Annotated in this window: 21 protein-coding genes; 8 read left to right on the plus strand and 13 right to left on the minus strand. The window is 39.2% G+C overall.

Features of this window, described 5'->3' with window-relative positions; all coding sequences use genetic code 11:
• Positions 1-70 precede the first annotated feature (70 nt).
• Together CWD91_RS11450 and CWD91_RS11455 are read right to left on the minus strand one after the other, a co-directional pair.
• Positions 71-1,201 (minus strand): TlpA disulfide reductase family protein, encoded by a 1,131-nt coding sequence (locus CWD91_RS11450; RefSeq protein ID WP_103441095.1) that lies wholly within the window; start codon positions 1,199-1,201, stop codon positions 71-73.
• 110 nt (positions 1,202-1,311) lie between these two features.
• Positions 1,312-1,821, minus strand: coding sequence for a hypothetical protein (locus CWD91_RS11455; protein WP_103441096.1), 510 nt, complete (start codon positions 1,819-1,821; stop codon positions 1,312-1,314).
• Between the two features lie 91 nt (positions 1,822-1,912).
• On the opposite strand from CWD91_RS11455, the gene CWD91_RS11460 reads away from it, so the two are divergent.
• The 6 genes from CWD91_RS11460 (at position 1,913) to CWD91_RS22810 (ending at position 10,558) form a co-directional block, all read left to right on the plus strand.
• A complete protein-coding gene (locus tag CWD91_RS11460; RefSeq protein ID WP_103441097.1) occupies positions 1,913-4,825 on the plus strand; it encodes an FAD-binding and (Fe-S)-binding domain-containing protein in 2,913 nt (970 codons plus the stop codon).
• 325 nt (positions 4,826-5,150) lie between these two features.
• Positions 5,151-6,215, plus strand: a complete 1,065-nt coding sequence (gene aroC / locus CWD91_RS11465; RefSeq protein WP_103441098.1) for a chorismate synthase — start codon at positions 5,151-5,153, stop codon at positions 6,213-6,215.
• 63 nt (positions 6,216-6,278) lie between these two features.
• Positions 6,279-7,586: a dicarboxylate/amino acid:cation symporter gene (locus CWD91_RS11470; RefSeq protein WP_103441099.1), complete on the plus strand. Its 1,308-nt coding sequence runs from the start codon at positions 6,279-6,281 to the stop codon at positions 7,584-7,586.
• A 115-nt stretch (positions 7,587-7,701) separates the two neighbouring features.
• Positions 7,702-9,000, plus strand: a complete 1,299-nt coding sequence (locus CWD91_RS11475) for a dicarboxylate/amino acid:cation symporter (protein WP_103441100.1) — start codon at positions 7,702-7,704, stop codon at positions 8,998-9,000.
• 33 nt (positions 9,001-9,033) lie between these two features.
• Positions 9,034-10,206 carry a flavohemoglobin expression-modulating QEGLA motif protein gene (locus CWD91_RS11480; protein WP_239985752.1) on the plus strand — a complete coding sequence of 391 codons (1,173 nt, stop codon included), beginning with the start codon at positions 9,034-9,036 and terminating at the stop codon, positions 10,204-10,206.
• A 178-nt stretch (positions 10,207-10,384) separates the two neighbouring features.
• Positions 10,385-10,558, plus strand: a complete 174-nt coding sequence (locus CWD91_RS22810) for a hypothetical protein (protein ID WP_192877662.1) — start codon at positions 10,385-10,387, stop codon at positions 10,556-10,558.
• Between the two features lie 64 nt (positions 10,559-10,622).
• On the opposite strand, the gene CWD91_RS11485 is transcribed toward CWD91_RS22810, so the two are convergent.
• The 7 genes from CWD91_RS11485 to CWD91_RS11515 all read right to left on the minus strand — a co-directional run bounded on the left by CWD91_RS11485 (position 10,623) and on the right by CWD91_RS11515 (position 18,776).
• Positions 10,623-13,133: a TonB-dependent receptor domain-containing protein gene (locus CWD91_RS11485; protein ID WP_103441101.1), complete on the minus strand. Its 2,511-nt coding sequence runs from the start codon at positions 13,131-13,133 to the stop codon at positions 10,623-10,625.
• A 3-nt stretch (positions 13,134-13,136) separates the two neighbouring features.
• The gene (locus CWD91_RS11490; RefSeq protein WP_103441102.1) at positions 13,137-13,625 is read right to left on the minus strand and encodes a hypothetical protein; all 489 of its coding nucleotides are present in this window, start codon (positions 13,623-13,625) and stop codon (positions 13,137-13,139) included.
• Positions 13,626-13,806: 181 nt separating this feature from the next.
• Complete coding sequence (gene arsC, locus CWD91_RS11495) at positions 13,807-14,151, minus strand: arsenate reductase (glutaredoxin) (protein ID WP_103441103.1); 345 nt, start codon at positions 14,149-14,151, stop codon at positions 13,807-13,809.
• A gap of 139 nt (positions 14,152-14,290) precedes the next feature.
• A protein-coding gene (gene prfB, locus CWD91_RS11500) for a peptide chain release factor 2 (protein WP_157943771.1) occupies positions 14,291-15,389 on the minus strand; the annotation gives its coding sequence in 2 pieces (ribosomal slippage) (positions 14,291-15,325 and positions 15,327-15,389; 1,098 coding nt in all).
• Between the two features lie 67 nt (positions 15,390-15,456).
• Complete coding sequence (locus CWD91_RS11505) at positions 15,457-16,308, minus strand: transglutaminase-like domain-containing protein (RefSeq protein ID WP_103441104.1); 852 nt, start codon at positions 16,306-16,308, stop codon at positions 15,457-15,459.
• Positions 16,309-16,352: 44 nt separating this feature from the next.
• Positions 16,353-17,300, minus strand: coding sequence for an alpha-E domain-containing protein (locus CWD91_RS11510; RefSeq protein WP_103441105.1), 948 nt, complete (start codon positions 17,298-17,300; stop codon positions 16,353-16,355).
• Positions 17,301-17,309: 9 nt separating this feature from the next.
• Positions 17,310-18,776: a circularly permuted type 2 ATP-grasp protein gene (locus CWD91_RS11515; protein WP_103441106.1), complete on the minus strand. Its 1,467-nt coding sequence runs from the start codon at positions 18,774-18,776 to the stop codon at positions 17,310-17,312.
• A gap of 233 nt (positions 18,777-19,009) precedes the next feature.
• Between CWD91_RS11515 and CWD91_RS11520 the strand changes: the two genes are divergently transcribed.
• On the plus strand, positions 19,010-20,032 hold the full coding sequence (locus tag CWD91_RS11520; RefSeq protein ID WP_103441107.1) for a threonine aldolase family protein: 1,023 nt from the start codon (positions 19,010-19,012) through the stop codon (positions 20,030-20,032).
• On the opposite strand, the gene CWD91_RS11525 is transcribed toward CWD91_RS11520, so the two are convergent.
• The 4 genes from CWD91_RS11525 to CWD91_RS11540 form a co-directional block, all read right to left on the minus strand.
• The gene (locus tag CWD91_RS11525) at positions 20,027-20,350 is read right to left on the minus strand and encodes a YegP family protein (RefSeq protein WP_103441108.1); all 324 of its coding nucleotides are present in this window, start codon (positions 20,348-20,350) and stop codon (positions 20,027-20,029) included. The two genes, CWD91_RS11520 and CWD91_RS11525, sit on opposite strands and share 6 nt — an antisense overlap.
• Before the next feature lie 257 nt (positions 20,351-20,607).
• Positions 20,608-21,819: a tryptophan synthase subunit beta gene (gene trpB / locus CWD91_RS11530; RefSeq protein WP_103441109.1), complete on the minus strand. Its 1,212-nt coding sequence runs from the start codon at positions 21,817-21,819 to the stop codon at positions 20,608-20,610.
• A gap of 196 nt (positions 21,820-22,015) precedes the next feature.
• Positions 22,016-22,474: a thioredoxin family protein gene (locus CWD91_RS11535; protein ID WP_103441110.1), complete on the minus strand. Its 459-nt coding sequence runs from the start codon at positions 22,472-22,474 to the stop codon at positions 22,016-22,018.
• Between the two features lie 44 nt (positions 22,475-22,518).
• Positions 22,519-22,845, minus strand: a complete 327-nt coding sequence (locus CWD91_RS11540) for a YbaB/EbfC family nucleoid-associated protein (protein ID WP_103441111.1) — start codon at positions 22,843-22,845, stop codon at positions 22,519-22,521.
• 193 nt (positions 22,846-23,038) lie between these two features.
• Between CWD91_RS11540 and CWD91_RS11545 the strand changes: the two genes are divergently transcribed.
• On the plus strand, positions 23,039-25,099 hold the full coding sequence (locus tag CWD91_RS11545; protein WP_103441112.1) for a S9 family peptidase: 2,061 nt from the start codon (positions 23,039-23,041) through the stop codon (positions 25,097-25,099).
• Positions 25,100-25,154: the final 55 nt, after the last annotated feature.

A 25,154-nucleotide genomic window follows, 5' to 3' on the forward strand; every position in this document is an offset into this window, starting at 1 on the left:
AGGTACAAAATGGATTAAATAAGAAAGGCCCGTAAAACTTACGGGCCTTTCCTATTTAATATAATGTGTTTTACTGCAAAAGTTCTGAAATTTTCGCCTCTAGTTCGGGCCCTCTAAGATTTTTTGCAATGATTACCCCATTTTCATCAAGAATAAATGTTGCTGGGATTGCTTCTACGTTATAAAGTTTCGCCACGGCATCATTAAAGTAATCCAAACTGGAAATATGGTTCCAGGTAAGTTTGTCGTCCGTAATGGCTTTTTTCCAATCTTCTTCCTTACGATCCAAGGAAACGCCAATAATATTTAGACCTTTGGAGTGATACTTATTGTATACATTAACCACATTAGGGTTTTCAACCCTACATGGCTTGCACCATGCGGCCCAAAAATCGATTATAGTCACTTTCCCCATAGCCTCTTTTAAGGACAATTCCTTACCATCTGGTGTTGGTCCTGAAAAATCGGGAGCGGTAGCACCAATGCTGGTACTCTTACCTTTTTCTTCCCTTTCCCTAGCTGCATCCAGACTTTTAAGGACGTTCTTGGCCGGCAAGGTTTCCTTTATTTCTGGAGTTAGGGCGTCATACATTTTCTGTGCCTCTTCACTCTCCACCATTCTTGAATTAAGTCCCTTTTCTATCAACAATGCGGAAATAAGACCATTTGGATTCTTTTTAATGAAATCCAATTCAAAATTCTTATACTCTTCCTGTAGTTCGGCAAACTCGTCGCGCAAAGAATTTACGGTGGCCTCGTTGCCACTCGTACTGGCATTTTGCATATCCCTTTGGATAGACATTGCCTGATCGGATAATGTCCTGGATTCCTTCAGGTAATTAAAAAATATATCATTCTGTACGGTCCCCTTAACCTTGGCAAAATTTAAACTGTCTTTTTGGGCGGTTAGTTCAATTTCACCTTTTTCGGCAACAACTGGCGTGTAACCCTGTATTTTATCAATAAATACATATATCAATTCCGGAGAATCAGCAGGGCCACTTATAGTAAATTTGCCATTTTCAACCGTAGTGGTGTCTATATCATAGGGCTGATTGTTTTCATTGATTTTTCTTATAAATATTTGAGTACCGTTTTCAACATCGCCGGTCAAAGTTCCGTTTAAAACGTAACCTTCCGGATTGCTATTACAAGCTAATACTCCTACTATCACAGTAAGGGACAATACTATTTTTTTCATTGTTATTTTCTTTTAATTGCCGCAAATGTACTTATATATGGGTAATAAAAAAAGCCATAAATGCTACAAGAACATTCATGGCTTAATAAAATAGCATTTAGGTGATTATATCAAAACTGATAACGTATGCCCAAAGCGATATCAAAATCAAAGTTATCCGAAAAATTTTTATAGCCTGCAATACCGATTTCCGGTCTAAAATCAAGTGAAAGCAATAAAGGGATATCAAAGTTATATTCTATACCAATGTCACCGGCAGCCAAAACAAATAAGCCGCCATCAGGGGTGTAATAGTCATTTTGATTATTGGGCCTGGAAGCAAAATCAACACTTCCAAGTCCGCCACCTACACCGTAATACCAATTAAAGTTCCCGTCCAAGGGCCTAACCCATTGGTAAAGAGCCGTTAATTTAAAGGCATCAAAATACCTGCTGTCCCGCCATCCCAGGTTGGCCTCCAACCTGTTATCGCGATCTAAGGATTTTTGATAGGAAATTTCTGCACCAAAGCCATCACTATCGCCCAAGCGAAGTCCAATAGTGTTATCGGATATTTCCTGGGCGCTCATAGAGTACCAGGAGCAGAACATAAATAGGGTAAACAATTTTAAAATTTTCATAAGTGTTCTAAAGTTAATTAATGTAAAAATTAAAAATTCATTATTAATCTGAAACAATAAAACTTAATTTTGTGCCCAAAATTGTTTCGAGTTGGATAAAAATATACTAAATAAATTAAAGGACGATTTAGAGGGAGATTTGTTTGTCGACAAATTAATGACCACCCTATATGCAACGGACGCTTCCGTATATAGAAAAATGCCAACGGCAGTGGCCTACCCGAAATCTGAGGAGGATATAAAAAAACTAATTCTTTTTGCAGGAGAACACAAAATTGGGTTAATACCCAGAACAGCCGGAACCTCCCTTGCCGGTCAGTGTGTTGGTGATGGAATTGTGGTTGATGTATCCAAAAACTTTACCAAGATACTTTCTGTTGATGTAGATAAAAAACAGGTAACCCTTCAGCCAGGGGTTATTCGGGACGAATTGAACCTTTATTTGGAGCCCTATGGGCTATTTTTTGGACCAAACACTTCCACCTCCAACCGATGTATGATAGGAGGAATGGTAGGTAATAATTCCTCGGGTACGACATCTATACAATACGGGGTTACCCGTGATCAAGTGGTGTCCTTAAAGACATTTTTATCCGATGGTAATAAGGTTGAATTCAGGACCTTGTCCATGAACGAATTTCTGGGAAAAATGTCCCTGGAAAGTTTTGAAGGGGAAATTTACAACAACATCCATAAAGAATTAAGCAACAAGCAGATACAGGCGGAAATTGTAAAGGAATTTCCAAAGCCCCAAATTCACAGACGCAATACAGGCTATGCCGTTGACGAGTTATTGCATAATAATATTTTTGGTGATGGTGATGAGGGAATAAACCTATGTAAATTGTTAAGTGGGAGTGAGGGAACTTTGGCCTTTACCACAGAAATAGTGCTTCAATTAACAGAGATGCCCCCCAAACTTTCAGCCATGGTAGTTACCCATTACAAAACATTGGAGGACTGCTTAATGGATGTTGCTCCTGTGATGGGGCACAATTTACATCTCTGTGAAATGATGGATAAGGTAATTTTGGATTGTACCAAAAATAACCGGACCCAATTGGAGAATAGATTTTTTGTTGAAGGGGATCCTGCCGCATTATTGATGTTGGAGGTTAAGGCCTTTACCGAAGAGGATTTGGATCAACAAATTCAAAAATTATTGGAAACCGTTGAAAAGTCCGGATTGAGCTATGCCAACCCTATTTTAAAACATGGGGATGTAAATAAGGCCATTGAACTTAGAAAGGCAGGATTGGGACTTTTGGGGAATATTGTTGGGGACCGTAAAGCGGTTGCCTGTATAGAGGATACGGCCGTGGCTTTGGAAGACTTAAAAGATTTTATAGGCGAGTTTTCCCAAATAATGAAGGATTATAAACAAGATGCCGTCTATTATGCCCATGCAGGTGCAGGAGAATTGCATTTAAGACCAATACTAAATTTAAAGAAATCTACCGATGTGGCTTTGTTCAGATCCATTACCACAGATGTAGCCAAACTTACTAAAAAGTACAAGGGGTCATTTAGTGGGGAACATGGAGATGGGATAGTAAGGGCGGAGTTTATTCCGTTGATGATCGGACAGAAAAATTATGAGCTATTAAAACGTATAAAAAGCTATTTTGATCCCTATAATATTTTCAATCCAGGGAAGATTGTGGATGCCTATCCTATGGATGAATCCCTGCGTTATGAAATTGATAGGGAAGAGCCACAGATAGAGACTTTGATGGATTTCTCGGATAGCGAAGGTATTCTAAAAGCCGCAGAAAAATGTAACGGGAGCGGGGATTGTAGAAAAACCCATTTGGTATCGGGAGCAATGTGCCCCAGTTACCATGCAACTAGAAATGAAAAGGATACCACCCGTGGTCGGGCCAATACGCTCAGGGAATTTTTAACTTCCTCGGAAAAGACGAATAAGTTCGACAATAAGGAACTAAAGGAGGTTTTTGATCTGTGTTTAAGTTGCAAGGCCTGCTCCAGTGAATGTCCCAGTAACGTGGATGTAGCTACCTTAAAAGCAGAATTTCTTTATCAATACCAAGAGGAGAACGGCTACCCGCTTAGAGCTAAGCTTTTCGCCTATAATACCAAGCTGAATAAATTGGGCAGTAAAATGGCAGGTATTACCAATGCTATGTACGATTCCAATTTTTTTGGAGGATTGCTTAAAAAGTCGGTTGGAGTTGCAGAGCAACGAAGTTTACCAAAAGTGTACAGTGTAGACTTTGATAAGGAACTTCAAAATGCTAAAGGCAAATCCAACGCCACCAAGTCCACAGTAGTATTGTATATAGACGAATTCACCAATTACTTGGATGTTGAACTTGGTAAGGACGCCATTGAGGTGTTGACGCGATTGGGCTATGCCGTTGAACTTTATTATGCAGAGAGTGGTCGGACCTATATTTCCAAGGGATTTCTAAAACAAGCCAAAAAATTGGCCATTAAGAATTTGGAAAAACTTTCTGAAATAACGGATAAGGGACTTCCCATTTTGGGATTGGAGCCATCCGCTATACTTACGTTTAGGGACGAATATAAGCGCTTCGGTTTCGATAAGGGAAAAATCGAAGCCATCGGGTCCAATTCTTATTTGATTGAAGAGTTTTTGGCCAAGGAAATACAGCTAGGGGTTTTGACCTCGGACCTCTTTACCAAGGAAGCCAAGACCGTTAAGATACATACACATTGCCATCAGAAGTCGATATCCAACCAAAAGGTAACTTTTGACGTGTTGAACCTTCCACAAAACTACAGTGTTTCGATCATTAGCTCTGGATGTTGTGGCATGGCGGGATCCTTTGGTTATGAAAAGGAACATTATGAGGTAAGTATGCAGGTAGGGGAGTTAAAGTTGTTTCCAGCGGTGAGAAAAGCGGCAGATGACGTTATTATTGCTGCCAATGGCACCAGTTGCAGGCATCAAATTTATGACGGCACCAAAAGAAAGGCCTTGCACCCTATTTCCATTTTAAAAGAGGCCCTTATTGCCTAACAAGAGTTCTGCTTGTTGGTATGAACTTGTGCTTTTTAACCCTATAGGGTTTTATCAAATTGGATCAAGGAAATAGTTAAGATTGGATTAAGTTGGACCAATTCTGTTTTTATTCGTGAGGCCTTTATTTCATAAGCTGCAGGCTTATTGAAACAAGATAATCTAACGAACCCCGCCTTTTTGGCGGGGTTTCTAATTAAATACCATTTATTTTGTAATATCCAAGGGTTCAATTTTCGTATCTCTGTTTTAAGATTTACCTTTGGATCTTTAAGTTGATATCACCTTTAAAACCATTGCATAAGCACAACCTTTAACTTCGATTATGGCAGGAAATACTTTTGGAACCCTTTTTAAATTATCCACCTTTGGTGAATCTCACGGTGTTGCTATTGGGGGTGTATTGGATGGCTGTCCAGCGGGCATTGAATTAAATCTGGAAGCCATTCAGAATGATTTGGACAGACGTAAACCAGGTCAGTCAGCCATTGTAACACAACGAAAGGAGCCCGATACGGTTGAATTTTATTCCGGACTTTTTGAAGGGAAGACCACTGGGACACCTATTGGTTTTGCTATTCATAACACCAATCAAAAATCTCATGATTATTCACATATAAAGGACTCCTACAGACCATCGCACGCCGATTATGTCTATGACCAAAAATATGGGTTCAGGGATTATCGAGGGGGAGGTAGAAGTTCTGCCAGGGAAACTGCCAGTAGGGTTGTGGCAGGCGCCATTGCCAAGCAATTCTTGGGAGATATGAAAATAAATGCCTACGTTTCCCAAGTAGGAGAACTATCACTTAACAAAAGCTATAAAGAACTTGATTTTTCACTTATAGAATCCAATCCGGTACGATGTCCGGATACTGCAATGGCGGCCAAAATGGAAGATCACATCAAGAAGATAAAAAAGGATGGCGATACAATTGGAGGGGTCATTACCTGTGTGATCCAAAATGTTCCGGTAGGCTTGGGAGAACCAGTTTTTGACAAGCTTCATGCCGAATTGGGAAAGGCTATGCTATCTATAAATGCCGTAAAGGGCTTTGAGTACGGTAGCGGATTTGAAGGGGTGAAAATGAAAGGCAGTGCCCATAATGATCAATTTAATACCGATGGCACCACTAAAACGAATCATAGCGGTGGTATCCAGGGAGGTATTAGCAACGGAATGGATATTTACTTCAATATTGCCTTTAAGCCTGTAGCCACAGTAATTCAGGCCTACGATACTATAGACAAGGAAGGGAATAAAGTAACCACTCAGGGTAAGGGCAGGCATGATCCGTGCGTGGTGCCCAGGGCAGTGCCAATAGTAGAGGCTATGGCTGCTTTGGTTATGGCAGATTTTACCTTGCTGAATAGGACCATTAAATTATAGCCCTATAATTTTTGGTGCTTTGTACCACAAAATACTATCTTTCCAATCTAAATCACTGTTTTTATGAGGAAGTTGGAATTGCATTGGCAAATTATTCTAGGAATGGTGGGCGGAGTTCTTTTTGCTTTGGCCATGGTTCAGTTTGATTGGGGTCCCAAAATAGTTTCAGATTGGATTAAGCCGTTCGGGAATATTTTTATAAATTCCTTAAAACTCATAGCAGTTCCATTAATTTTAGCTTCCTTGATCAAAGGGGTTTCTGACCTTAAGGATATTTCCAAGCTTTCCAAGATGGGTGGGAGGACTATAGGAATTTACATTGTAACTACCGTAATTGCTGTTTCCATTGGACTTACCATTGTGAATGTAATAAAGCCAGGGACCTCAATTAGTGAGGAGACACGTAACGAATTGGTGGATAATTATAAAGGGGATGCCGAGTCTAAAATAGCCCAGGCCAACGAACAAAAGGAATCGGGACCACTACGGGCATTGGAAGATTTGGTTCCCAGTAACATCTTTGCTGCAGCAAGTGATAACGGGAATATGTTACAGGTCATCTTTTTCGCAATTTTTTTCGGGATAGGACTTATTTTGATTCCAGAAGAACAAGCTGCCCCGGTAAAGAGATTCTTTGACGGATTTAATGAGGTAATTCTAAAGTTGATAGATTTGATCATGTTGGCTGCTCCCTATGGAGTTTTTGCCTTGTTGGCAGCCTTAGTGGTGGAATCGCCCAGTTTAGACCTTTTTAAAGCTTTGGGATGGTATGCTGTAAGCGTGTTGATAGGTTTAGTTTTAATGATCGGCGTTTACATTTCGTTGGTATGGATCTTCACCAAACGCAGTCCTTCGTTTTTTATAAACGGAATTTCACCAGCTCAATTGTTGGCATTTTCCACCAGTTCCAGTGCCGCTACATTACCAGTGACCATGGAGCGTGTAGAGGAACATTTGGGGGTAGAGGAGGAAGTTACCAGTTTTGTGCTGCCCATTGGCGCTACCATTAACATGGATGGCACCAGTCTTTATCAGGCTGTGGCAGCAGTTTTTATAGCTCAGGCATTTGGTATGGATCTAAGTTTTGGCGCCCAACTGGGGATTATTGTAACGGCGACCCTGGCTTCCATAGGTAGCGCGGCCGTGCCGGGTGCAGGTATGGTTATGTTGGTGATCGTTTTGGCCCAAGCCGGAATACCCGAGGCAGGACTGGCATTGATCTTTGCCGTAGATAGGCCTTTGGATATGTGTAGAACTGTAGTCAATGTAACAGGAGATGCTGCAGTGTCTATGATGGTGGCAAAGTCAGTTGATAAGTTAGGGGAGCCTAAAGTCAAGGAATGGAGCGATCATTACAAGAAGTCTAAATAATATCAATCCTCACAATTCTTTCTTTTAAGCCGAATAAAGATTACCAAAATTATTTTTATGGGTTTGTAAATTCAATTGATTGTTCCCATAATTTAGCGCATTCTTATTTGAAGTTATGAAAAAACCTGCCTTGCACTGGCGAATCCTAATCGGTATGCTTTTAGGGCTGCTTTTTGGGGTATTAATGCTGAATGTATCCGGAGGTAAGATATTTATCCAAAATTGGATAAACCCTTTTGGCGTTATCTTTATCAACCTATTGAAACTTATTGCGATTCCTTTAATATTGGCCTCGATAATAAAGGGAATTTCAGACCTAAAGGATATTGCCAAATTTAAAACAATAGGTCTCCGTTCCGTTACCCTATTTATCAGCACCACCATAATGGCCATTATTATAGGTCTTGTGCTGGTCAATATTTTTTCACCTGGGAAAGGAATCTCCCAAGCGACCGTTGATAGGATTAGCAATGAATACTCTGGTAGGCAGGGTGTACAATCCAAAATAGAGGAAGCTTCCTTGCAAAAGGAATCGGCCCCTTTACAATTTTTAATAGACATGGTGCCCGATAACGCTTTTAGCGCCATGAGTGATAATAAATTAATGCTCCAAGTGATATTTTTCTCAATTTTCCTTGGGGTATCCATGTTGTTGATAGGAGAGGCCCAGGCAAAACCCTTAAAGAGCCTTTTTGACTCCCTTAATGAAGCAGTATTGAAAATGGTTGATTTAATTATGTTGACCGCCCCTTTGGCAGTATTTGCCCTTTTGGCGAATGTAGTGGTAAGTTCTGGAGATACTGATTTATTGTTGGCATTGGTTAAATATGCGGGTGTGGTTATTTTAGGGCTTTTGCTAATGATAGTTTTTTATTGTTCTGTATTGTTGTTGGTAACAGGGAAAAATCCAATTTGGTTTTTAAAAGCCATCAGTCCTGCCCAACTTTTGGCGTTCTCCACCAGCTCCAGTGCGGCAACTCTTCCGGTGACAATGGAAAGGGTAGAAAATCATCTGGGAGTGGACAAGGAAGTGTCAAGTTTTGTACTTCCTGTGGGGGCAACCATAAATATGGACGGGACCAGTCTTTATCAAGGAGTGGCGGCCGTTTTTATTTCCCAAGCCTTGGGGCATCATTTAGAGATCACCGACCAATTAATGATAGTACTAACCGCTTTATTGGCCTCTATAGGGTCTGCGGCGGTACCAGGGGCTGGAATGGTTATGCTGGTCATTGTTTTGGAGTCCATAGGGTTTCCAAGCGATAAGTTGGCTGTAGGTCTCGCCTTGATCTTTGCGGTAGACCGGCCATTGGATATGGCCAGAACGGTTATAAACGTAACTGGAGATGCTATGGTGGCCGTAGTGGTAGCTAAATCGGTAGGGAAGCTGCACTATAAATCGAAATTGGGATAGTCTTGATGGGGTACAATAATAAATAGAATTATAATGTTAAAGGAAGAAATGGGCAAGCAGGTTATACAACAGTTTCCCAATGTATTTGAAATAGATGCCAACCTAGACCGTTTGGTAAAGAAAATTGAATTGCTAACCTATTTAAATCCGTTAAATATTGAAAAGGAAAAAAATCGATTTTTTTCTTCCAAATATGTTGAAGAGCCCATATTTAAGTACAAAAAAATTCAGTTTGACCCCTATAAATTACATAGACTGTTCTTCTCCCAGCGATTGGAGCGGATCAAGGATGAACAGATAAAGAAATTTTATCAGGAGGTGGTTTATTACTATGCCAACATGATACAATGTATAGAAACCATTGGTCAGGGTAAAAAGTTTTATTATAATTCTTTAAGGGTTTACGGTACTCCTACCGAAAAGGATGTTCAGAATGCCAGGTTTATTCTTCATATAGGTGACGAACCCGATACAAGGGATATGGAAAAAACATATTCTCCTGAGGACGCCAAGTCATATTTTGAGGAGTTTGCACAGCAATATAATTTTCCCTTAAATATTTCATTCTCCAATAGTATTGCCGCGGATGCCATGGTCAGCAATAACACCCAATCACTCCTAATTAAAAAAAATGCCATTTTTAGTAGGAACCAATTACTTACCCTTGCCAATCACGAGATAGGAGTCCATTTGGTAACCACATACAACGGCACTTTGCAACCTCTTAAAGTTTTTTCGAATGGTTTTCCTAAAAATGTTGAAACCCAAGAGGGTTTGGCAGTTTTTAGCGAATATATGAGCGGAGCACTTACCTTAAATAGATTAAAGGAGTTGGCTTACAGGGTCTTGGCTTCCGATAGTCTAATTAAAGGATATAGTTTTTCGGACACCTTCGATATGCTACACGGGCAGTACAAGTTGGATAGAAATAAAGCCTTTACCATTACTATGCGCGTCCATAGAGGTGGCGGATTTACTAAAGATCGATTGTATTTAAGTGGATTGAAAAAAATCTACAAACGACACAAGAATGGATTGTCTATGGATACTTTGTTGACAGGTAAGGTTACCTTGGAATCCGAAGCGACTATTAACCGATTAAAGGATCTGGGCCTGGCAAATGATTTGACCCATACCAATCTGGCTTTTAGAGAAAATTGCAATAAGAATAGGACTCTGGATTTTATATTGGACAACTTAAAATAAATCGGTCAAAGGTAAAGTGCCAATGGTATAAGAGTTGAATAGTACCATTGATGTGAACCGCTACAAGTACTGACCCGGAAGTTTAAGCTTTAAAAGTGTAAATTATTTTTAATAGCCCTTGGAATAATTACTTAGATTTTGATATCTTTGTACCAGAATTAAAAAAAACACACCAATCATGTTCGATTTTGACCAATATCTAGGGTTTTTAGCATTTTTGACCATCTTAACCATCGGTTTTTGGTTGATGATTTTTCTGTTGACATTTGTTGTGCCTTATTGGATAGGTGGTGCTCTACTTGAAATCTTTAAGGAGAAACGTGCTGCTAAAAAGGCTAAGCGTAACGAATAGGATTAGGACATATATAAAAAAAGGGAACCCATGGGTTCCCTTTTTTTATGGGCTATTTCAATTCTTATCCTTCAAAATCCATATCCTCACCTCCGCCGCTTCTTCCTTGTCTGCTTCTATCATTTTTGTTTTGGGGTTGATTGAATCTATATTGAAAGGTTAAGGTTATTTGCCTTTGACGCCATTGAAATTCACTGTAGGTAGCTACATTCTCGGTCCTGGTGTCGCTTCTACGTTTTCTGGTATTAAATATATCACCTACGTTTAAGGTTAGGGAGCCTTTGTCCTTTAGGATATCCTTACTTAAACCAAGATCAGAACTCAACATGCCCTTGCTCGTGTTTTGGGCATCCTTGGAAGGGCCCATATAAAAGAAGTTGGTCTGAAAGTCGATTTTTCCGGGCAAAGGTATTTTGGCACTAAAACGCGTAAACCATGAGAAGTTATTGGCATCAAAATTTTGAACTATTTCTTCGTTTTGACTGTTGATATAGGTAAAATCCCCCTGTAAATCCCTTTGAAAAGCATTTACATTCCATGTTAATCTCCAATTTCTTTTAGGGGTATAAGTTGTGGTGAACTCCATGCCATAACGATCTTCAGTAGCTAAATTTATTGGGCTACGTACCTGTACGGGTACAACAATTGGATTTTGTGGGTCGTCCGGATTTTCTATGGTAACAAAGTCACCTGTCTCCCTGGAAACAAACTGAAATACTTCCGTAGATCTATTAAAGTATCCGGATGTTGTAAAAGTGAATTTATCCCATCTTTTTAAATACCCAAGATCATATGCATCTGTAAAAGTGGGGTCTAAATCCGGGTTTCCCTGAAATAGATTGGTGTTACTGGATCTGGAAGGAAACGGGTTTATAAATCTGGACCAGGGTCTTCTAAGTCTTTTGCTATAGCTTAAGGTTACTTGCTCTTTCTCGGAAAATTCATATCCTAAGAATATGGATGGAAACCAGTTGACATAATTCTTTTTAGTGATGTCGTTTGTGTTTACCAATTCTATTTCAATGTCCGAGGCCTCCATACGCAGACCTCCAAGAATGCTGAATTTTTCTAGTTTTGTTCCTAATTGTGTATATGCCGCATTTACATATTCCTTATAATTTAATTCATTACTGAAATTTGGGTCGCTGTTAAAGCTCCCATCCTGCTGTTGGAGGCCAAAATCGAAATCGGTGTTGTTGTCATTAAAAGTTCCACGGTAACCAATTTCGAATTGTGATTTATCATCTTTTCCAAACGGAAGCACATAATCCATTTGCACCAATTGAGATATTTGTGTTTGTGCATCTATGGTCCTTTCGGTATCCAAGTCAATATTATCTACCAGAATTACCTCTTTAATTATAGAATTTTCATCATCAATACCTTTGGAATATTGATAGTCGAAAGTAAGGGTATGTCCTTCTTTTTCAAATTTCTTTTGATAATTTAAAGAGTATTGTACCTCTTCTTCAAACTCGTCTTCAACCGTATATCTGTTTCTTTGAATGGTCGGATCCATATTGGAATCGAAATTGGAAAAATCCACATTAACCGTGTTGTCCCCATTGGATTTGCTAAAAACAAAGGAGTTGGTGATGCTGCTGCTCTCATCAAAAAATAGTTCAAAACCAACATTGGTGTTAAAGCTTTTGTCCTTTCTTTGATACTCCCTTATCTCATTCTGAAAACTCAAGGTATTTCCATTGCTGTCAAAATTTTCTTGATTGAACAGGGCATTTCCAGGACCGCTGCGGTACCGATAAGTGGTATTGGTAAAAATATTAAAATTATCTCGCCTCAAATTTAGGCTTACCGCACCGCCATAAGTCTCGGGGTGACCGGTATAAACATTGACCGAGCCGTTGAGTCCGGCAGTCTTACTTTGTTTTAATATGATGTTTAAGATACCTGCCGTACCTTCTGCGTCATATCTGGCCGACGGGTTGGTTATTACTTCTACCTTTTCTATGGCATCCGCGGGCAATTGTTGCAGCGCCTCTGGACTCAAGCCCGATAGGGCAGATGGCTTGCCATTGATCAGGATCCTAACACTTTCATTTCCCCTAAGACTAATATTACCTTCCACATCCACAGAAACAGAGGGAACGTTGCTAAGCACATCGGTTACCGAGCCTCCTTTTACTGTAAGGTCGGAACCAACATTGTAGACTTTTTTATCCAGTCTTAATTCTACCGTAGTCCGTTCTCCTACCACCTCAACTTCTGCCAATTGCGCAACGTCCAAGGCAAGGTGTATTACTCCAAGATCGGTCGCTGTTCTTAAGCTTTGATTATTTAATTTATAGGATTTATAGGAGATATATTCAACACTAATGTTGTAGTTGCCAGGAGCGGCCTCAACTTCAAATTTTCCCGAGGCATCTGTGATACCGCCAGTTACTTTTTCTGGATTTCTTACACTTTGTAGTACCAAAGTGGCGTATTCCAGGGGTTGATCTGTCTCTTGGTCCAAAACTGTCCCAGTTATTTTAACGGGTTCTTGAGGGCTTTGCCCCCCCTGTGTATAACCTATTAAAGTGAATAATAGTAGTGTAACTGGGAGTAGTTTTTTCATTTGCTATGTTTTGGATTTGTTCTTTTTCTTCTTCTTTTTTTCCTTAACCTTTTTAAAACCGTTCTTCTGAAGTTCTACAAAGGCTTCATATTTATCTGCCGGTAGTCCGGCCTTAAGTTCTTCATCCTGCTTTAGGGTTATTTTCTCATAACTTTCCCTCATCTTGTCCGCAGGTAGCTCCAGTATCTGCAATTCTATACGTTCCTGCAGGTATTTTTTTAAGGTGGTACTCAAAACAGCTTCTTCAAAGGGGTTTAATCCCAATTTTTCTGTAATGCTTGGCATTTCTTGATCTACAATTTGCGCAGCGGTTAATTTTTCCGGCTCTTTGGGCGTTTCCTGTGCTTGCGGAATACTGTTGCGTTGCCTACCATATCCTCCGTATCCATATCCATTTCCATAACCATTACCGTACCCGTATTGGGCACTTAAGAAGGGAAATGATAATACGATCAATAAAACACTTAAAAATAATTTCTTGTTCGTTTTCATAATGTCAACTGCTTTATGGGATTCCAAAATTAATAGATGGTTTAACCGAGAAGGGTTAAATGTTTGTTAAATTGAATATTTCAAGAATTGTGCCGTTATGCGGCCGCAATTGCTTTGATCCTTTGGGAAGTATTTAATATAATAATAAATGTTCCTTTTTCAAATCATTTTAACTTAGATGCTAATTCAAAAGATCCTTTATTTTTTCGGGAGGGCGGCCTATAACCCCTTGTTTATTTTGGATTACGATCGGGCGTTCTATTAATTTGGGGTTTTCTATCATGGCAGCCACTATTTCGCCATCCGTCAATGATTTTCCTTTATATTTTTCTTTCCAAATGGCTTCATTGGTGCGTACCAAATCCTTAGGCGAAATGCCTAATATTTTTAAAATGGATTCAAGTTCCTTTTTGGTAGGTACTTCCTCCAGATATTTGATAATTTCAAATTCCTTTCCAGAATTTTCCAAAATGGCCAATCCTTCCCTCGATTTTCCACATCTGGGATTGTGATATATTTTAATCATAATGTTTGGTTTTAAGTTGCATAGCTAAAATTTACAGGGTTTCAGTGTGTTCAAAACTGAATAAAATTGGCGAGAAACCTGAAATTTCCGGACCCAAGTCCAATAACATTTTTTATAATGTTCCAAGAGCAACGTTTAACTAGATTTCTTCCTTTTGTCCCATCATCATTAGATAAGCTTTTAAGAATTGATCAATATTGCCGTCCATTACTGCATCAACGTTTCCTGTTTCTTCACCTGTACGCACGTCTTTCACCAACTTATATGGGTGCATTACATAATTTCTAATCTGTGAACCCCATTCTATTTTCATTTTTGAGGACTCAATTTCCTGACGGGCCTCCATTTTCTTGCGCAATTCTATTTCGTACAATTGGGACTTAAGCATTTTTAGGGCTGTAGCCCTATTGTCGTGTTGCGATCTGGAATCTGAACAAGAAATCTGTATTCCGGAAGGTTTGTGGGTCAGTTGAACTTTGGTTTCCACCTTATTTACATTCTGCCCTCCGGCACCACTTGATCTGGCAGTAGTAATCTCCACATCTGCCGGATTTATATCTATTTCTATACTGTCGTCCACCAATGGATAAACATAAACGGAAGCAAAAGAAGTATGGCGCTTGGCATTACTGTCGAAAGGGGAAATACGTACTAGTCTATGCACCCCGTTCTCGCCCTTAAGCCAACCAAAGCTAAAGTCGCCCTCTATTTCCAAGGTTACCGTTTTTATTCCTGCCACGTCCCCTTCCTGATAATTGAGTTCTTTTATCTTGTAGCGATTCTTTTCGCTCCACATCATATACATCCGCATTAACATGGATGCCCAATCACAGCTTTCCGTGCCTCCGGCACCAGCAGTAATTTGAATTATGGCCGTAAGTTCATCTCCCTCGGCCGAGAGCATATTTTTGAATTCCAATTTTTCCAAGGCATCAACGGCCTTGTCGTAATGACTTTCAACATCGGCCTCGGACATTTCACCCTCTTTCTGAAATTCTAAAAAAATCTCCAGATCGGCCGCTAAACTTTGAGCACTATTAAAATCATCGACCCATTGTTTCTTGGATTGAATTAATTTCATCTGCTCTTGTGCTTCCTGTGGATGGTTCCAAAAATCCGGAGCCAAGGTTTTTTCTTCCTCGTTTTCTATTTCTACAAGCTTGGCATCTATGTCAAAGATACCTCCTTAACGCACCAAGGCGATCAATGAGACTCTTATAATGGTCCGTAGTTATCATATGCTAATTATTTTCAGCCAAAAATAGGATTCTTTTTTTTGATTATGTATCAAATATGAAATGATATTTATTGTTCGGCCTGCACTTCCACGGAATGAACGGTTTCATTGGCACCTTGGGAATATACAACGCCTTTTAAAGGAGAGCAATCATTATAGTCCTTCCCATGGGCTACTTTAATATGGTTGTCATTGACCAACAGATGGTTGGTAGGATCAAAGCCTATCCAGCCAACTTGCGGAATGTATGCCTCTGCCCAAGCATGCATTTGAGAGTCGCCAAAGTAACCATTGCCTTGGTGCAGGTATCCCGAGACATAGCGCGCGGGAATATTATTTGCTTTTGACAAAGCACAGAATAAATGGGTGAAATCCTGGCAAACACCTTCCGGTTTTTTTATAATTTCATCCAACACGGTATTCACATGGGTAACCCCGGCATTGAAGTGTATAAAATTATAGACCCAATTATTTAGCTTTTGCAGATTTTCAAAAATACTGATACTGCTATCAAAAAGAAACAAATTTTCAGTGCCTTCTGGGAGGACTGTATATTTGGTCTGGCGTAAAAAGGGTTCAAAATCAACCTTGAAAGTCAAACTTTGTACAAGCTCGTAATTACTAACAATATCAAATAGCGGAATTTGATCAAAGGGATTGAAACTTAATTTTTTTAGTTTAAAAGAAACACTGAAATTTATTTTTTGGAGGCGTTCCTTGGTGTTTATCCTTATGGTCTGAAAACCATAACCATTTTGTGAAAACTCACTTCTGGCTTGCATTGAATTTTTGATATCTACACTGATCAATTCTTGTGTATCATTGTCTTCAGGAACTATCAAAAATTGCCATGAGGCATTTTCCACCGGATTCTCATATTTATTTTCAGCGCTATAAGTAACGGAATATTCAAATGACATTGTAAATAAGTTGTTGGCACAAATGTAAGCCAATGGATTAAAAATCAATAGTTAAAAAATTCATTTTCCATTTTAAGGCTGATCTGGACCAGATTATTGAGAATTTTTTCAATGAAGCCTTGAATATCCTCTTCAATTTCCTCGGCGTATTTAAATTCATATTCCCCTTTGACCTTACTTATTAAAAAGGCGGTGGAATTTTTATCTGGAGTTTTGGATTCATCCAAATCTTTAATATGCTTGTGGACCTGATTGATGCTGTTGATAACAGATCTTGGACAATCCGGATTTAATATTAAAAATTCCAAAGTGGAGATGCTTGTAGGGGCCTTCTTATAATATCTGCGCATCATATCATAAGATTCCACACATTTAAGTAAGGTGGTCCATTCAAAACTATGGCTAATTTTGTCCCCATAACTACCTTTTGCCTTTACGGCATCATTGTATTTGGCATTAATGATCCGGATTACTTGTGTGGCTCTTTCAATATTTATACCCATCAAAATAATGGCATATACATCATCGTGCAACAGGGTGCCCCTTATTTTTCCTCTTAAAATAGCGGTCATCTCCGTAATGTTTACCGTAAAATCGTATAGACCTTTTTTTGTGAAATCCTCTATGGAATAATTGATTACGAAATGGTAAAATTTGTTAATAGATTCGTACAGTTCGGTAGAAATAAGGTCTCTTGCACTATTGGCATTCTCACGAGCATATTTTACGTTGTTGATAATGGAATAGGGCATATCACCATTTAACCCAATATTGTACAAAATATCTTCTTCCTTGAGAATAACGGAGTTATCGTTAAGCGGTTCCCCTACAAAGAACATTAGGGAACGCAGTACAAATTGTCTGGATTGGGACAGTTCGTTGGGAGCGTCCAAGGATGAAAAATAATTTACGTTAAGGTATCTGGCAACATGTTCTGAACGTTCAATATAACGCCCCATCCAAAAAAGGTTATTGGCAACTCTAGCTAACATAAGTTTTTTTTATTTTTTTAATACCCAGGTATCTTTTGAGCCTCCTCCTTGGGAGGAATTTACAATTAGATTACCTTTTTTCAGTGCTACTCTGGACAATCCGCCTTTGAGAACAAACTCCTTTTTGTTTCCCAAAAGAGTAAAGGTCCTTAAATCTACATGACGTTGTTCAAAAGACTCGCTGTCATCTATATAAGTGGGATGTACAGATAAGGACATAATTGGCTGGGCAATGTATTTCCTGGGATTTTGCTTTATTTCCTCTTGGACCACTTTTATTTCGGCCTTGGTAAGTCTATTGCCTATGGAAATTCCATAACCCCCGGCTTCGTCTACAGGCTTTATCACTAGTTCGTGGATGTGTTCCAAAACGTACTTAAGTTCGTCGGGCCTGCTACAATGGTAGGTATGTACATTGTTGAGAATAGGAGTCTCATCCAAATAATATTTTATGATTTGTGGCATATATGTGTAAATGGCCTTATCATCAGCAACACCGGTCCCTGGTGCATTTGCCAAGCAAACATTCCCTTTGATGTAGGCCGCGAACAGACCTGGTACTCCCAATGAGGAATCGGCCCTAAATTCCAGGGGATCCAAAAATTGGTCATCCACTCTTCGGTAAATCACATCAACCTTAATGGGTCCACGAATGGTTTTCATATACACAAAATCGTTCTCAACAAATAAATCCCTACCTTCTACCAATTCCACACCCATAGCTTTTGCCAAATAGGAATGTTCGTAGAATGCAGAATTGTACATCCCCGGTGTGATCACTACACAATTTGGGACATCTACCCCTTTTGGTTTTACACTTTCCAGGATATCCAGCAGGTTTTCCGCGTAGTTGGTTACGGTATGGGTCTTGTAATGGTTGAAAACTCCAAAAAGGGCTCTTTTTAAGGCGGTGCGGTTGCAAATAACATAACTTACACCTGATGGACACCTAATATTATCTTCCAATACATAATAATTGCCATCTGAATGTTTTATTACATCTGTTCCCGATATATGATTGTAAATTCCCCCTGGTGGGTCAACACCGATCATTTGATGTAAATAGTTTGCGGAGGAACTTATAAGGTCTAAAGGAACTACGCCATCTTTGATAATTTTTTTATCGTGATATATATCCCATAAAAACAGGTTCAATGCTTTACTACGCTGGATAGCACCCCTTTCAATAATTTCCCATTCATCTTCATCTATGATTCTTGGAAAAAGATCAAATGGAAATATTTTTTCCTGTGTCTCCTTTTTGTCATAGACCTGAAAAGTGATTCCCTGGTTAAAAAATGAGGATTTGGCCTTGTTGTTCAACTGCACATAGTCTTGAATGGAGTGATTCCCGTACAGTTCGAACAATTTTTGATAAACATTTTTAGCTGTTCCATTGATGTTGAAAACTTCATCAAAAAGTGCCGTATTGTTGATGTACGAAGAAAATATGGGTTTTTTTACGTCCGGGTTCATAGGCATATTTTTTTCAAGTTACTTTATTTTAGTTACTTACGGGCGATTTATGTTTTTTTAGCCAGAGAATTATCCATACTTAAAAAATGGAATGGTATTATTGTCAAATCACATTAAATGAGAGGAAAAAAATAGCTACTTGAAAAATGTTTAATACGTTTACATAAATTAAGAACCCAGTTTAATAAGGATGTTAATCTTGATTCATTTGTTCTATATAATTTTCAACCTTTATGCATATAAATCTTATTAGTGATACCGTCACAAAACCTACCTCTGTAATGTTGCAGGCTATGATGACAGCCGAGGTGGGGGACGATGTTTTTAAAAACGATCCTTCGGTCAATAGGTTGGAAGAAAAGATAGCCAAATTGTTTGGTATGGAAGCGGCTTTGTTTTTTCCCAGTGGCACCATGGCCAACCAAACGGCCATAAAATTGCATACCCAACCTGGGGATCAATTAATTTGTGATAAGTACGCCCATGTATATAATTACGAAGGGGGAGGGGTAAGTTTTAATAGTGGTGTATCCTGCAGATTGGTAGATGGCCATAGGGGAATGATGACAGCTGGTCAAGTTGAGGAAGCCATAAACCCTCCAGACTTTTATCACAGTCCGTTAACTTCTCTTGTTTGCATAGAAAATACAACCAATAAGGGTGGGGGAGCCTGTTGGGATTTGGAAGAATTAAGGGCTATAAGAAAGGTGTGCGACAAGCATCATTTAAAATATCACTTGGATGGAGCGCGTATCTGGAATGCCCTAATCGCCAAAAATGAATCCCCCCTGGAATATGGGGAGTTGTTCCATACCATCAGTGTTTGTTTGAGTAAAGGACTGGGGTGTCCAGTAGGTTCCGTTTTGGTAGGGGACAAGGAGAATATAGACAAAGCACTAAGGGTAAGGAAGGTGCTTGGAGGGGGGATGCGACAAGCTGGATATCTTGCTGCAGCAGGAATATATGCCTTGGACAATCACCTGGATCGATTGGCGGAAGACCACGCAAAGGCTGCGGAAATTAGTAGGGTACTATCGGGACTGCCTTACATTAAAAAGGTTGAGCCCACGGAAACGAATATTATTATTTTCGAATTGGACGAAAAGCAGATTACTACTGAACGTTTTCTGGGTAAGCTGAAAAAAATGAATATTCAAATTATTGGAATGGGACAAAATAAATTGCGAATGGTTACCCATATGGACTATACCGACGATATGCACGAGTATTTGTTGAATATACTACCCAAATTATAGGCCAATGGCATCTGGTAATAAGGAAATACTGGTTTTAAGATTTTTTATGCCATTTTCCATTCCGGCCTCGGAACTATAAAGCATGGAATTTCCAATTGTTTTTCCTTCACTATTCTTCATGGTAAAGAGAAATTTCCCATTATAATCTGTCTTGCGTTCAAAAACAGAAGATTGGCCAACAAGAATCTTGAGTTTGGCAATTGTATTATCAATATCCGCTCTACTGTTAAAAGGGACGCTTGTAAGTAGCGTTTGTCCACTTTCAGATTGCAGACTAAAGATATATGAGGTATCCGATTCCTTTTTTATTTCTAGCATGGCCTAGGCAACTTTTTTTAAAGTTACACAAAAAAAATGTGAATTTTTTATCTAAAAATTGTCATGTCTTTGGGCCGGGGGTCTTAACATGCACCTGGGAGACAGTGCGGAATGTAGACCAAGTAGGAGATTCGGCCCGGCAAATTCCGAAGGGGTAAGAGTTGGTATTTTTAAAGTTGAGATTTAAGTATAAAAAAGGGTGCCAAAAAACTCGGAAAAATAACTTTTAAACACCCTTATGTTTAAGTTTTTGAAAATTATTTTTCAACTTCGGGTAGTCCAAAGGTATCTACAACATAATCAATGTCCTTATCGCCCCTACCACTAAGATTGACCAAAATGGAGGACTGCGGATTTTGCTGTGCCAATTTTAGGGCGTAGGCTACTGCGTGGGCACTTTCCAATGCAGGGATAATACCTTCCAAGCGACTTAATTCATAAAAGGCGTCTATAGTTTCCTGGTCAGAAACAACTTCATAGGTTACTTTTTTAAGATCCTTCAGCATACTGTGTTCAGGACCCACCCCAGGGTAATCCAAACCGCTGGCTACAGAATGTACGGCTCCCGGTTCGCCCTTTTCATCTTTTAGCATATAACATTTAAATCCATGAATTACACCTGGTGTACCAAAGGTCATAGTAGCGGCATGTTCACCGTATTCCATGGAACGACCTCCAGGTTCTACGCCGTATAAGGTGCATTCAGGTTCATCCAGAAAGGAGGAGAATATCCCCATGGCATTACTACCGCCTCCAACACAGGCTACTACCTTATCCGGTAATTCTCCGGTCATTTCCAAAAACTGTTCCTTGGCTTCAATACCCACGACACGTTGAAAATCACGGACCATCATGGGAAATGGGTGTGGCCCTACTACAGAGCCAATGCAATAAATTGTTGTTATGGGGTCTTTTAAATAAGCTTCAAAGGCTGAATCCACAGCCTCTTTCAAGGTTTTTAGGCCATGGGAAACCGGTACTACTTTTGCGCCAAGGATTTTCATCCTGACCACATTGGGATGTTCTTTGGCAATATCCACTTCTCCCATATGGATTTCGCATTCCAATCCAAAATAGGCCGCTGCGGTAGCCAATGCCACACCGTGCTGTCCGGCTCCAGTTTCTGCAATTAATTTCTTTTTACCCAAGTGTTTCGCTAAAAGCGCCTCTCCCATACAATGGTTTAGTTTATGGGCTCCTGTATGATTAAGATCTTCTCGCTTAAGATATATTCTTCCTCCGTATTTTTCGGACAGCCTGTTGCAATAATAAACAGGCGTTGGCCTTCCTTGGTAGTGTTTGCGAATGCTACGAAGTTCCGAAATAAAATTATGCGATTTGCTGATGGAATAATAAGCGTCTGTAATTTTTTTCATTTCCGCTTCAAGAACGGGAGGTATAAAGGCACCACCGTACTCTTTAAAAAAACCATTTTTATCTGGATAGGTTTTAAAATAATTTTCCGTCATAATAAGTGTGAAGTTTGTAATGGATAAATAAGTTAGATGGCAAAAAACACATGCCTCTACAATTATAATGATTTCTAAAATAAATTTCGACTTTTTCTATAGGGAATAAGGAGCTTGTGCCAGTTTGGATTAAGCATTTAGTATGCCCGAATAAATATAGGTTGGCAAAAAATAAAAAGACTGGTTGGGGTCAAAATCACATTTTTCTGTTCCGCCTAAGAAAGTCCATGTACTTTTCCACATCTCCTTTAGTGCCGTAACCCGAAAGTGAGGCTACCTCTTTTTCTTCAGTACTGACCAAACTTATAAGTGGAAAAATGCCTTTTTTGTTCCACTGTGATAACAATTCCTTGTTTTGTTTCATTTCATCTGGAGTAAGGCGTTCTTTTTTTCGGGGAAGATCAACATATAGAAGTACATAGTCCTTTGCCACTTCCTTAAATTGCTCGGTCTCGAACAAATCTTTCTTTAAGGCCTTACATGGAGAGCACCAATCACTTCCAGTAAAATACATCAGGATGTTGGAGTTGGTTTTCTTTGCCATTATTTGCGCACTGTTATAATCGGTTAGCCAGTCGGTTTCTTGGGTATCGACACCGTTGTTTTGTGCATGAACAAGAAATGGTAACAAGAGTAATATGAAAAAATTCTTCATTAATAACAGTTTTGATTTAATGACTGTGCTAAACTTACTGAAATTTATTTCAAAAACGAATCCATTCCCGGAATATTGGGCATGCCTTCCTTGGCAACAGCAGCCAATTCGTTTTCGTTTATAGTTGTGGCTTTTTCAATAGCCTTGTTCACGGTGAGGATCAGAAAATCTTCCAATTGTTCCTTGTCACCTAATAGGCTATCATCTATGTTAATGGACTTTATGGTCCTGTTGGCAGTAATACTTACTTTTAGTAAACCGTCAGGAGATTGCTCATCTAGAATTACTGTATTCATTCTCTCTTTGGTAGCTTTTACTTTTTCCTGGGTTTCTTTCAATTTCCCCAACATGCCCATCATATCTCCAAACATAATTATAGATTTAAATAGTTCTACCCCCCAAAATTACTAAAATGCTTGGGATTCATAAAAAAAATAGGTGAACGTTATAAATATAGTTGTTTTTAGTGGTTAAGGATTTTATTGTGGATAAAGCACATAATTAATCAGGTCGGTGGCATATAAATATTATTTTTGCGAATTCTTATTAAAAATATCTAAACTCATGCAGCGGGAATTGAAAGCACCAAGTGCAAAAAAAATTGAGAAACAATTAATAAAGCACAATGATGTTAGGATAGACAATTACTATTGGTTGAACGAAAGGGAAAATCCAGAGGTAATTTCTTTTTTGGAACAGGAAAATGCATACTACGAGGCCTTGACAGCCCACACCAATGACTTAAAGGACAGCTTGTTTCACGAGATGAAATCCAGAATCAAGGAAGATGATTCTTCGGTACCCTATAAGTATAATGGATATTGGTATGCTACGCGTTATGAAGTGGGAAAGGAATATCCAATTTTTGCGAGAAGGTTTGAAAAGGAGGATGCTGCGGAGGAAATAATGTTCAACTGCAATATTTTGGCAGAAGGGTTCGACTATTTTAATTTGGGGGGGCTGTCCATTAGTCCCAACAACGAACTTGCGGCCTTTGGGGTGGATACGGTTTCACGAAGGCAATATACACTTCAGATAAAGAATTTACGCACTAAGGAGGTATATCCGGACAAAATAGAGAACACAACGGGAAGTGCTGTTTGGGCCAATGACAATAAGACCATATTTTACACTAAAAAGGATCCGAAGACTTTAAGGTCCAATAATATTTATAAACACATTTTGGGGACATCTCCCAAAGAGGATGAACTGGTTTTCCATGAGGAGGACGAAACTTTTACAACCTTTGTTTATAAAACCAAATCCAAAGAATTTATTGTTATTGGTTCTTCCAGTACATTAACATCTGAATTTCAAATACTGAGGGCAGATGACCCCAATGGGAAATTTCATGTTTTTTCAAAAAGGGTAAGAGGGCAGGAGTATTCATTATCCCATTACGAAGACAATTTTTATATCCTGACCAATATGGACGGGGCAACCAATTTTAAATTGATGACGACCCCTGAAGATAAAACGGGATCCGAAAACTGGGTTGACTTTATTCCACATAGGGAAGAAGTGTTGCTTGAGGATATTGAAATGTTTAATGATTACTATGTCTTGTCCGAGCGTGAAAATGGCCTAAATCAGTTGAAAATTGTGCGATGGGATACCGGTGAAAGCTATTATTTGCCCTTTGACAATGAAACCTACACGGCCTATGTGGGCACCAATCCAGATTTTGATACACAGGTCCTTAGATATGGATATAACTCCATGACCACTCCTAGTTCCATCATTGATTTTAACATGAGGACTCAGGAGAAGGTTATAAAAAAGGAACAAGAGGTTTTGGGAGGAAATTTTAAAAAGGAGAACTATATTTCCGAACGAATCTGGGCTACCGCCAAAGATGGTAAAAAAGTCCCGATATCCCTGGTCTATCACAAGAACACCAGGTTGGACGGTTCCAGTCCGTTGTTACAATACGCCTACGGGTCTTATGGTCACACCATAGATCCATACTTTTCTACAGTACGCCTGAGTCTGTTGGACAGAGGTTTTATTTATGCCATAGCCCATGTCAGAGGGGGAGAATACCTGGGACGCGCTTGGTACGAAGAAGGTAGATTGCTTAGGAAGATAAATACATTTACGGATTTTATTGATTGTTCCAAATTTCTAATTGAAAGGAATTATACAAGTCCCGAACACCTTTACGCATCCGGCGGTTCCGCAGGGGGACTTTTGATGGGTGCTATAATTAACCTATGCCCAGAAATATATAACGGTATTATTGCTGCCGTTCCTTTTGTGGATGTGCTGACCACCATGTTGGACGACACCATCCCCTTAACTACCGGAGAGTACGATGAATGGGGCAATCCTAATGAAAAGGTATATTATGATTATATGAAATCATATTCGCCATACGACAATGTATCTCAGCAAATACAACCCAATATTTTGGTTATAACTGGATTGCATGATTCCCAAGTGCAATACTTTGAACCGGCAAAATGGGTCGCCAAACTTAGAGAGTATAAAACGGACAATAATTTGCTGCTATTCAATATTAATATGGATGCGGGCCATGGCGGTGCTTCAGGGCGTTTTGAGTCCTTAAAAGAGGTGGCCAAGGAATATGCATTTTTGTTAGATTTGGAGCATAAAATTCGTTAATCCAAAAAAAAGACTAATTTTGTCCTATCAATATTGGCATAAATCAATAATGTCA

The organism is Arenibacter hampyeongensis (genome assembly GCF_002909255.1).
GTDB lineage: Bacteria > Bacteroidota > Bacteroidia > Flavobacteriales > Flavobacteriaceae > Arenibacter > Arenibacter hampyeongensis.

Coding starts and splice junctions, on each gene's coding strand:
- CWD91_RS11490 (WP_103441102.1), bottom strand. CDS start 13,625: ATGAAAACGAACAAGAAATTATTTTTAAGTGTTTTATTGATCGTATTA.
- CWD91_RS11510 (WP_103441105.1), bottom strand. CDS start 17,300: ATGTTAGCTAGAGTTGCCAATAACCTTTTTTGGATGGGGCGTTATATT.
- aroC (WP_103441098.1), top strand. CDS start 5,151: ATGGCAGGAAATACTTTTGGAACCCTTTTTAAATTATCCACCTTTGGT.
- CWD91_RS11515 (WP_103441106.1), bottom strand. CDS start 18,776: ATGAACCCGGACGTAAAAAAACCCATATTTTCTTCGTACATCAACAAT.
- CWD91_RS11450 (WP_103441095.1), bottom strand. CDS start 1,201: ATGAAAAAAATAGTATTGTCCCTTACTGTGATAGTAGGAGTATTAGCT.
- CWD91_RS11470 (WP_103441099.1), top strand. CDS start 6,279: ATGAGGAAGTTGGAATTGCATTGGCAAATTATTCTAGGAATGGTGGGC.
- CWD91_RS11525 (WP_103441108.1), bottom strand. CDS start 20,350: ATGCTAGAAATAAAAAAGGAATCGGATACCTCATATATCTTTAGTCTG.
- CWD91_RS11545 (WP_103441112.1), top strand. CDS start 23,039: ATGCAGCGGGAATTGAAAGCACCAAGTGCAAAAAAAATTGAGAAACAA.
- CWD91_RS11475 (WP_103441100.1), top strand. CDS start 7,702: ATGAAAAAACCTGCCTTGCACTGGCGAATCCTAATCGGTATGCTTTTA.
- CWD91_RS11480 (WP_239985752.1), top strand. CDS start 9,034: ATGTTAAAGGAAGAAATGGGCAAGCAGGTTATACAACAGTTTCCCAAT.
- trpB (WP_103441109.1), bottom strand. CDS start 21,819: ATGACGGAAAATTATTTTAAAACCTATCCAGATAAAAATGGTTTTTTT.
- arsC (WP_103441103.1), bottom strand. CDS start 14,151: ATGATTAAAATATATCACAATCCCAGATGTGGAAAATCGAGGGAAGGA.
- CWD91_RS11520 (WP_103441107.1), top strand. CDS start 19,010: ATGCATATAAATCTTATTAGTGATACCGTCACAAAACCTACCTCTGTA.
- CWD91_RS22810 (WP_192877662.1), top strand. CDS start 10,385: ATGTTCGATTTTGACCAATATCTAGGGTTTTTAGCATTTTTGACCATC.
- CWD91_RS11505 (WP_103441104.1), bottom strand. CDS start 16,308: ATGTCATTTGAATATTCCGTTACTTATAGCGCTGAAAATAAATATGAG.
- CWD91_RS11485 (WP_103441101.1), bottom strand. CDS start 13,133: ATGAAAAAACTACTCCCAGTTACACTACTATTATTCACTTTAATAGGT.
- CWD91_RS11455 (WP_103441096.1), bottom strand. CDS start 1,821: ATGAAAATTTTAAAATTGTTTACCCTATTTATGTTCTGCTCCTGGTAC.
- CWD91_RS11535 (WP_103441110.1), bottom strand. CDS start 22,474: ATGAAGAATTTTTTCATATTACTCTTGTTACCATTTCTTGTTCATGCA.
- CWD91_RS11540 (WP_103441111.1), bottom strand. CDS start 22,845: ATGTTTGGAGATATGATGGGCATGTTGGGGAAATTGAAAGAAACCCAG.